Source organism: uncultured Campylobacter sp., assembly GCF_905372745.1.
GTDB lineage: Bacteria > Campylobacterota > Campylobacteria > Campylobacterales > Campylobacteraceae > Campylobacter_A.
The window spans coordinates 1-6,433 of sequence record NZ_CAJPQR010000055.1; the positions used below are offsets into that span (position 1 = coordinate 1).

A 6,433-nucleotide genomic window follows, 5' to 3' on the forward strand; every position below is an offset into this window, starting at 1 on the left:
GCTCGTAATCCATCTACAAAAACATATAAAACCGCCTAAAATTTTAAAAATTAGAAAGCAAAAAATCATTTTTGGTTTTTTTAAAAGTACCATGCAAATTTAGCTAATTTTTCTCGTTTTATTCGTTTTTTAAAACGCGATAAATGCACGAAGCTTACGCCCGTAAAAACACGGATTTATGCGGTAAATTGGCAAAAACGCGCTTAAATAAACGCTAGAAAGCAAAGATGCAAACGAGCAGGAATCTAAAATAAATTTTTAAAAAGCATCGTATCAAAATCCAAAAAAGCCCGAAACAAAATTTTTCCAAAAAAACACATCACAGACGGGCAAGCAAAGCGCGAGAATTACGGCTTTTTAAATGCCGACTCGGCGGGCGTTACTCCTCGCTTAGCTCCTCGGCTACCTGCGCGGCGAGCTTTAGCTTTTCGCTATCAAAATGCGTGTAAATTCGCGAAGTATTTAGGCTCGCGTGCCCAAGCGCTTCTTGCACCAAAACCAGGTCTTTTTGCTTTTTGTAAAGCATCGTGGCAAAGGTATGGCGCAGCATGTGAGCGCCGTTTTTTTCCTTGCGGATACCTGCTTTAAAGAGTATCTGCTCGACGATGCGGCTCACGTAGGCCTGCGTTAGGCGCGTGCCTTTTTTGTTGATAAAAAGATAGCCTTCTTTATTTATATAGTTTATCGCGATCGCGTCCAGATGGGCTTCGATGAGGCGGCGCTTGATCATCACGACGCGGTATTTGTTGCCTTTACCGCGGATTCTTATGACGTAGAGTTCGCCGTCCTCGGCTATGTCTTTGCGCTTTAGATTTAGCGCCTCGCTCACGCGAATACCCGTGAAAATAATGATTTTTATGATGAGCTTGTTGCGGTTGGCATTGCTTTTAAACTCCGCGTTTTCGATCGCCTCCAAAAATCTTTTTACCTCATCCTCGCTCATAAATTCAGGCAACTTTTGCCCGCGCGCTCCGCCCACGCCGCCCCAGTTTTTTAGCTCGATGTCAAAGACGTGCGCCTTGCCGTCCTCTTCGTTTTGCTTATCCAAAAATGCGAAAAAATTTATCGCGCTTATGCGGTAGTTTTTTTTGCTCGCGTCGCTAAGCCCGCCCGTGACGCTAGCTAGCACCTCGCTTAGCAGCTCCTCGTCGATCTGCTTTAGGCTCTCTAGCTCGTAAAATTTGAGCGTCTCGAATATCTTTTTAAGCGGATTAAAGTATGTATTTATGCCCGTTAGTCCAGCGTTTCTAGCCGATTTTACGAGGCCGTCTAGCTGATCTATGTTTTTTATCTCGCGGCTAAGGGCGAAATTTACGCTTGCTAGCGCCTTTGGGTCGCGAAGCTCTTTGTTTGAGAGCGAGCTAAGCTTAAATTTAACGTATCTCGTGAGCCAAAATATAAACGAGTTTTCAAAACTATCCTTGCAATCAAGCGCGTATTTCAAGATATTTTCCTTAAATTTATAAAAAATTGAAAAGCATTATAGCTAAAATCTGCGCTATTTTGCCCGTCTAAAATCGTTTAATCTTTTTATAAATTTAATGTCGAAATCAAGCTTTAAACGGCAAAAGGCGATAAATTTAAGTGCGCTAAATTATGAGGTAGAGATAAACCTAAATTTTGCGTTCGGATTTAGCAAAATAGGGCAAATTTATGCAAAAATTTAAGCTTAAAGTCGTGTTTTTGCGGCAACGCACATAAATTTACGTCGCGCAAAAACTTCAAACCCAAAGAGCCTAAATTTAGTCGCAAAATCGCTTACGAAAATTATTTCAGATAAATATCTAAGCTCAAATTTAGCTCGTCGATGACGCTAAGCATCTGCCTCACGTATCTTTGCTCGCGGCGAGCCTCGGCGATGTCTAGTTTATCAAAAAGCCGCCCCTCAAAAAAATTTCTCCTACTAAAGCAAAATAGGTAAAATTTGTTATCCATAAAGGCTACGCTGGGCGATTTTAGCGTGTTTTTGTAGGCTTTTAGTATATTTAGCTTGCCCATAAACGCAGGCGTGAGCAGATATCTCGCCTCCACCTTATCCGTCGTAAAAACTCTAAAATTTTCGTTAAATTTGACATCGTCGAGCAGCTCTTTGTCGCCTAAAAATTTAGTATTAAAATCCTTGCTAACGACGGTCGTTTTGCCGCGAAATTTCTTGTTAAACTCGCAAACTAGCACGCTGCCTTTGAAGTCCGAATACTGATCAAACACGTATTTTAGCAGGACGAAGGCGGCGACGTATTTGTTGTTTACGCGCGGGTATTCGCGCTCGTGGTTGATGACCTCGCACAGGTTAAATTTGACGCCTTTATAGACGCCGCGCACGCTATCTTCGCTATAAAATGTGCTGGGTCTATAAACCCCGGCCGCATTAAATTCGCTCTGCGAGATGCCGCCGTAGGCGCTATACGTAAAGCTCTCGTCGATCTCACCGATGAGCGCGCGGACGAAAACTTCTTTGTAAAATTCGTTGTATTCCTCTTTTGCTTTTTCTACTTTTTCGATGTGATTAAGTATTTTAAAAAGATAATGAGAAATAACAAGCAAAAACACCATCACAAAGCCAAATGACGAGAGCTGATCGCTATCAAATCTATTTTCGAAGATAAGAAAGAGCACTATGACACCGACGCCCAAAATAACGCTTGTAGGAGATACCGCGACTCTAGCTCGGCACTCTTTTTGTTTGTTTTTGGTTAATATAAATGCTTGCGAAAGGGTCATTTGCTCGCTTTTGATTAAAATTTACGTAAATTTTGACCGAGCGCGGCTTAAAATAAAGTAAATTCGGGCGGGTAAATTTGAGCGAGGATTTTTAAAATCCGGTAGATTTGGAGTCAAATTTGGCACGGCGTAAATTTGAAATTTGCCGCCGTTTTTAATCGTAAATTTAAGATCAAATTTGACCGAGTCCTAGAAGCGACTCGTCAAATTTGCTTTAATGCCAAATCAAAGCGGCAAATACGGCGGGCAAAAACTCAAATTTAAGCGGTCGAATTTAGAGATTTTCTATCACCCTTTTTGTTTCCAGCGCGATTTCTAGCTCCTCGTTAGTAGGCACGACGAGAGTTTTTACCGCTGCGTCAGGGGCGCTTAGATCGCGTATACCGCCGCTTGCGGCGAAATTTAGCTCGTGATCGATCTTGATACCAATGTGCGTGAGATCGTTGCAGATTTTCTCGCGGCTATACGGGGCGTTTTCGCCGATACCGCCAGTAAAAACGACCGCATCCACTCGGCCCAAAACCGCGTAATACGCGCCGATATATTTTTTTATACGGTAGCAAAACATCTCAAAGGCTAGATGCGCGCGCTCGTCGCCGCCTTGCATCTTAACGACCACTTCGCGCATGTCGTTTGAGCCGCAGATGCCTAGCAGTCCGCTTTTTTTGTTTAAAAACGCGTCTATGCCCTCGGCCGTGAGCTCGCCTAAATTTAAAAGATATGTAAGCACCGCGGGGTCCATATCGCCGCTTCTAGTGCCCATTATCAGGCCTTCTAGCGGACTTAGGCCCATCGAGGTATCGACGCTCTTGCCCCCTTGCACTGCGCAGGCGGAGGCTCCGTTGCCAAGATGCAGCGAGATAGCGTTAAATTTCTCGTACGGCACGCCTAGATACTCGGCGGCTTTTTTAGTCACGTAGTGGTGCGAAGTGCCGTGAAAACCGTATCTGCGGATGTGCAGCCTCTTGCAAAGATCAAATGGCAGGGCATAGCGGTAGGCGTACTCGGGGATAGTTTGATGAAATACGGTATCAAAAACGACGACGTGAGGCACCTTTTTACCACTCTCATGCATTGCATTTTTGATGCCCGCTAGGTGGCCGGGGTTGTGAAGGGGTGCTAGAACGGAGTTTTGCTCGATTTTGGCGATGACGTCAGGGGTGACTAGAGCCGAGTCGCTAAAGCTCTCGCCACCGTGCACGATGCGGTGCCCGATGCCGTCTAGCTCGCTAAAATCATGCAGGATATCTGAGCTAACAAACAGCCGCCTCATCGCCTCAAGCCCCTCGTGGTGGTCTTTTAGCGGCGCGCGCTCCTCGTAAATTTTATCCGAGCTAACGTCTTTTAGCTTGGCATAGGAGCTTGCTTCGCCGATTTTTTCGACTAGACCGCTAGCGATGACGCGATTATCCGCCATATCAAAAAGCTGAAATTTAACCGACGAGCTGCCTGAGTTTAAAACCAAAATTTTCACTATTTTTCTCCTTCGTTTGCGGCTTGTATCGCGCTTATTAGGACCGTATTTACGACATCTCCCACGCCGCATCCGCGACTTAGGTCGTTTACGGGTTTTTTTAGACCCTGCAAGATCGGTCCGACGGCGACGCAGTTTGCGCTTCGTTGCGCGATTTTATAGCCGATATTGCCCGCGTTTAAATTTGGAAATACAAAAACGTTCGCGCGGCCAGCTACGTCGCTGTTTGGCAGCTTTTTGCGCGCTACGGCGGGATCTACGGCCGCATCGTACTGTACGGGAGCTTCGATTTTTAGGGCGGGATCTAGTCCTCGCGCTATCTCGCCGGCACTCCTAACTAGGTCTATATCTGCCCCGCTGCCGCTATCTCCGCTAGAGTAGCTTAACATCGCTACTCGCGGCTCCAGTCCGAACGCGCGCGCCGTATTCGCCGAGGCTAGGGCGATTTGGGCGAGTTGCCGGGCATCCGGGTTTGGATTTATCGCGCAGTCGGCGTAGACCAGGATCTCCTCTGCAAAGCACATTATAAACGAGCTTGAAACTAGCGGGCTATCTGGGCGGGTTTTGATGACCTGAAGCGCGGGTCGGATAGTGTGCGCCGTGGTCGTATTTGCACCGCTCACCATGGCGTGGGCTAGTCCTTCTTGTACCATCATCGTAGCAAAATACGTCCTATCTCGCACTAGCTCACAAGCTTGCTCTAGGCTCACGCCCTTGCTTTTGCGAGCTTCAAAAAGCGCAGCGGTTAGGCAATCTGCGTACTCGTTTTTTTCTAAATTTATAAATCTCGCGCCGCTTAAATTTACGCCTAGTTTTTCCGCTTCAAATTTGACCTCGTTTTCGTCGCCCAAAAGGATCAAATTTACCGCGCCGCTTTTTAGTAAAATTTCGCTCGCTCTTAGTATCCGCTCATCTTCGCTTTCAGGCAAAACGACGGTTTTTTTATCCTTTGCAGCGAGCTTAAATAGCGAATTTTCAAAGCGCAAAGGCGTGATGATATCTTGCTTTGCATTTAAAATTTCATCCAAATTTCCGCTTACGATTAGCTTTGAGTTTCGCGTAAAAAAGCTCAAATTTTCTCGGCAAAAAACCGGAACGTTTAAATGTCTCGCGATCTGTAAATTTAGCTCTATTTCGCCGATATTTGCTATACTTTGCGCTGGTTTAACGAGTACGAAATCAGCACTCTCGGCTAGTCGGTCAAATTCATTTATCGCGCTTTTAAAAAACTCGCGCTCGCTGCCGTTTTCAAAGGCTTTTTGGGCATTTTCGAGCCCGTAAAAATCATTGATGGGGTCAAAAACGGCTACATTTTTAAATTTTGCTGATATAATTTCGTAAATTTCTTGAAAATTCGCGCCAAGCGCAAGGATAGAGTCAGCCATAATTTTCCTTTTGGAACTTGATTTGCTTATTTTATCGTAAAATTTTCACTTTAAGGTAAAGCGTGAGAAAAAATATTTACTTTTGCGCCCTTGCAGCAGCGTTTTTGAGCGGATGCTTGCCTAGCGCCGACCCTCACATAGACATGAAGCCGCCCGTTTACGTCGAGCAACTTCCCGCCAAGCAGGTCAATAACCAACCAAACGCGGGCAGCCTTTTCGGTCGCGGCGACAACCCGCTTTTTGCCGACCGTAAGGCGATGAACGTAAACGACATCGTAACCGTCGTCATCAGCGAGCGCGCCAACCAAAGCTCCAGCGGCAAGCACGACACGAGCAAAAACAGTGCGATAAGCCTTGGCGGAGGGATATTTACCGCAGGCTCTGCGCCGCTATCTACGCTGGCCACTCAGCTAAACAAAGCCGGCGACATCGGCTTTAGCGCGGGCAATAAAAATGAATTTACGGGCGCGGGATCTAGCGTGCGTGCAGAGGCCTTTACGACTACGATCTCAGCGCGCATCATCAAGGTGCTAGAAAACGGCAACTACTTTATCGAGGGCTCGCGCGAACTGCTCATAAACGGCGAAAAGCAGATCATGCAGCTTAGCGGCGTGATCCGCCCGTACGACATCTCAAACGCCAACGAGATCGACTCGCGCTACATCGCCGACGCAAAGATCCTATATAAAACCGAAGGCGACGTGGATAGGGCGACGAGGAAGCCGTGGGGGACGAAGCTTATGGAGGCGATCTGGCCTTTTTAGTCTCTTTTGCTTTTTGGCGGCTTGTCTTTTGCGCGCTTTTTGCGGATTTCGTTAAAATTTGACTCGATAGGCTACATGCCTTATCTTCG

Annotated in this window: 5 protein-coding genes; 1 reads left to right on the forward strand and 4 read right to left on the reverse strand. The window is 46.3% G+C overall.

The window, feature by feature from the left end; genetic code table 11:
- Positions 1–379: 379 nt before the first annotated feature.
- From QZ157_RS10480 to pta, 4 genes are all read right to left on the reverse strand, one after another.
- Positions 380–1,444 carry a tyrosine-type recombinase/integrase gene (locus tag QZ157_RS10480; RefSeq protein WP_295145373.1) on the reverse strand — a complete coding sequence of 355 codons (1,065 nt, stop codon included), beginning with the start codon at positions 1,442–1,444 and terminating at the stop codon, positions 380–382.
- 323 nt (positions 1,445–1,767) lie between these two features.
- Positions 1,768–2,721, reverse strand: coding sequence for a DUF3137 domain-containing protein (locus QZ157_RS10485; RefSeq protein ID WP_295145376.1), 954 nt, complete (start codon positions 2,719–2,721; stop codon positions 1,768–1,770).
- A gap of 274 nt (positions 2,722–2,995) precedes the next feature.
- Complete coding sequence (locus QZ157_RS10490; RefSeq protein WP_295145379.1) at positions 2,996–4,195, reverse strand: acetate kinase; 1,200 nt, start codon at positions 4,193–4,195, stop codon at positions 2,996–2,998.
- Positions 4,195–5,580 carry a phosphate acetyltransferase gene (pta, locus tag QZ157_RS10495; protein WP_295145382.1) on the reverse strand — a complete coding sequence of 462 codons (1,386 nt, stop codon included), beginning with the start codon at positions 5,578–5,580 and terminating at the stop codon, positions 4,195–4,197. The genes QZ157_RS10490 and pta overlap by 1 nt, the downstream gene beginning before the upstream one ends.
- Positions 5,581–5,642: 62 nt before the next feature.
- Here pta and flgH point away from each other — a divergent pair, with 62 nt between their 5' ends.
- The gene (flgH, locus tag QZ157_RS10500) at positions 5,643–6,344 is read left to right on the forward strand and encodes a flagellar basal body L-ring protein FlgH (protein ID WP_295145385.1); all 702 of its coding nucleotides are present in this window, start codon (positions 5,643–5,645) and stop codon (positions 6,342–6,344) included.
- Positions 6,345–6,433 lie beyond the last annotated feature (89 nt).